Below are 2064 nucleotides of genomic sequence, written 5' to 3' on the forward strand. Positions count from 1 at the left end.
AACGCATTGTTCACCGCACTTTCGAACGCCGGGTTGTCCTTCTGGAACGGGATCACCAGCTTCTTTTCGCCAATCGGAAGGCTTACATCGAGCGGGCCGTCGTCGCCCTTGAGCGCATCGGTCGATGGCGTGAGCGCGATGTCGTACTTGCCGCTCTCGACACCTGTCAGCACTTCTGTTGCAGGGGCTTCGACGAACTCGGCGCGCAAGTCCAGCTCCCTGGCCAGGTCCTGGCCAAATTCGATGTCGAAACCCGTCAGGTGGTCGTCTTGTTTGAATGCGTACGGCGAATTATCAGCCTGTACGGCAATGCGCAGTTCGCCCCGGTCGGCGATTTCGTCGATCAGCTCCGCCTGGGCCAATGGACTGATCAGTACTGCCAGCAGTACCCCTATGGTCGAACGCATGAATGCCCCTTTTCTTTTAGCAGATTGAATACTGTCGCCACGGCTTTCTTCCTCGCCGTGATCGAACGCAGCCTATGACCTTGAAGCCTCGGCATTGTTTAACCCTGACCGAAATATTTCTGTCAGACAATGTGAACACCTTGGCGAATAATTCAACTAATGTGAACTACCGCCGCCGTCGGATCCCAGGCTGCGGTCAATAAGTGAATCACAGGAGAAGTGAATGAACAGCCTAATTTCGCGTGCTGCCGTTGCCGGTCTGTTGATGGGCGCGTCGGTGTTCGCCAGTGCCGCGGACGCCCTGAAGAGCCAGGAGCCGCCCAAGGATGCCAAGGTCTTCATCGTTTCCCCCGCCGATGGCGCTACGGTCGACAAGACCTTCACCGTCAAGTTCGGCATCGAGGGTATGGCCCTCAAGCCTGCGGGTGATCAGACCCCGCACACCGGGCACCACCACCTGCTGGTGGATGTGGACAAAGAGCCAGTGGCTGACATGCCGCTGCCGACCAGCCTGATGCCGGAGGCTGGCACCGCACTGCCGGCGGGCCCGCAGGTGCTGCACTTCGGCAAGGCGCAGACCGAAACCAGCATCACCCTGACGCCGGGCAAGCACACCTTGCAACTGATCCTGGGGGACCAGTATCACGTGCCGTTCAAGCCAAGCGTGGAATCGAAGAAGATCACGGTTGAAGTGAAATAAAAAAAGGGAGGCCCAAGGGCCTCCCTTTTTCATGCAGCAAGCAAACTTAGAACAGCACGCGGGAACGGATGGTGCCCTTGACCTGTTGCAGTTTTTCTTGCGCAAGGTCCGAGTACTCGGCGTCAACGTCGATTACCACGTAACCGACTTTCTCGTTGGTCTGCAGGAACTGACCGGAGATGTTGATGCCGTTCTCGGCGAAGACCTTGTTGATCTCGCTGAGTACGCCGGGAATGTTTTCGTGAATGTGCAGCAGGCGGTGCTTGCCTGGGTGCGCCGGCAGGGCCACTTCCGGGAAGTTGACCGAAGATACCGAAGTACCGTTGTCGCTGTACTTGACCAGCTTCTCGGCCACTTCCAGGCCGATGTTGGCCTGGGCTTCGGCGGTGGAACCACCGATGTGCGGGGTCAGGATCACGTTGTCCAGGCCGCGCAGCGGGCTTTCGAACTCTTCGTCGTTGGAGCGCGGCTCGATCGGGAACACATCGATGGCGGCGCCGATCAGGTGCTTGTCCTTGATGGCAGCGGCCAGGTGGTCCAGTTCGACCACGGTGCCACGGGCGGCGTTGATCAGGATCGCGCCTTTCTTCATCGCGCGGATTTCCTTCTCGCCGATCATCCACTGGGTGGACGGCAGCTCAGGCACGTGCAGCGAGACGATGTCGGCCAGGCCCAGCAGCTCGTTCAGGCTGGTGACCTGCACGGCGTTGCCCAGTGGCAGTTTGGTCAGCGGGTCGTAGAAGTACACCTGCATGCCCAGGTTTTCGGCCAGGACCGACAGTTGGGTACCGATCGAGCCGTAGCCGACGATGCCCAGTTTCTTGCCACGGATTTCGAACGAGTTGGCCGCACTCTTGATCCAGCCACCACGGTGGCAGGAAGCGTTTTTCTCTGGGATGCCGCGCAGCAGCAGGATGGCCTCGGCCAGTACCAGCTCGGCGACCGAACGGGTGTTGG

The 2064-nt window shown here is 59.4% G+C and carries 3 protein-coding genes; 1 reads left to right on the forward strand and 2 read right to left on the reverse strand.

The window, feature by feature from the left end:
* Window positions 1-407 (reverse strand): transporter substrate-binding domain-containing protein (locus APH42_RS28770; protein WP_060494750.1); only part of this gene is annotated, 407 nt, incomplete at its 3' end.
* A gap of 223 nt (window positions 408-630) precedes the next feature.
* Between APH42_RS28770 and APH42_RS28775 the strand changes: the two genes are divergently transcribed.
* Window positions 631-1107, forward strand: coding sequence for a DUF4399 domain-containing protein (locus tag APH42_RS28775; protein ID WP_012274703.1), 477 nt, complete (start codon window positions 631-633; stop codon window positions 1105-1107).
* 46 nt (window positions 1108-1153) lie between these two features.
* On the opposite strand, the gene serA is transcribed toward APH42_RS28775, so the two are convergent.
* On the reverse strand, window positions 1154-2064 hold a 911-nt coding region (gene serA, locus APH42_RS28780), incomplete at its 5' end, for a phosphoglycerate dehydrogenase (protein ID WP_060494751.1).

The sequence above is a fragment of the Pseudomonas sp. NBRC 111140 genome, from assembly GCF_001320885.1.
In the GTDB taxonomy this organism is placed as follows: domain Bacteria; phylum Pseudomonadota; class Gammaproteobacteria; order Pseudomonadales; family Pseudomonadaceae; genus Aquipseudomonas; species Aquipseudomonas putida_P.

Coding starts and splice junctions, on each gene's coding strand:
- APH42_RS28775 (WP_012274703.1), top strand. CDS start 631: ATGAACAGCCTAATTTCGCGTGCTGCCGTTGCCGGTCTGTTGATGGGC.